2 pseudogenes are annotated in these 248 nt (G+C 75.4%); one reads left to right on the forward strand and one right to left on the reverse strand.

Features of this window, described 5'->3' with window-relative positions:
* A pseudogene (locus GT042_RS08115) lies at nucleotides 1-67 on the forward strand (ATP-binding protein); the annotation flags it as partial.
* Between the two features lie 96 nt (nucleotides 68-163).
* On the opposite strand, the pseudogene GT042_RS08120 reads toward GT042_RS08115, so the two are convergent.
* Nucleotides 164-248: pseudogene (locus tag GT042_RS08120) on the reverse strand (acyl-CoA carboxylase subunit epsilon); the annotation flags it as partial.

Here is a 248-nt window from a genome sequence, read left to right on the forward strand (position 1 = left end):
CCGCGCCGACGCCAAAAGCGGCCTCATCACCCTCGTCGAACACGCACTCATGGCACGACTGCGCTAAACCCACACCCCACTGGTCACGCGCGGCGGCCCCCGCACTCGGTGAGTGCGGGGGCCGCTGTCGTACCTGCGAGCCGTGCTCGTGGGGCGGGGCGGGTCAGCCCTGCCAGCTGTGCGGGGCGCGGAAGCCGGAGCTGCGCTCCAGGCGGCGCCAGCCCGCGGTGGAGCGGCCGCGGCCGACG

Origin of the sequence: Streptomyces sp. SID3212 (assembly GCF_009865405.1) — a bacterium.
GTDB lineage: Bacteria > Actinomycetota > Actinomycetes > Streptomycetales > Streptomycetaceae > Streptomyces.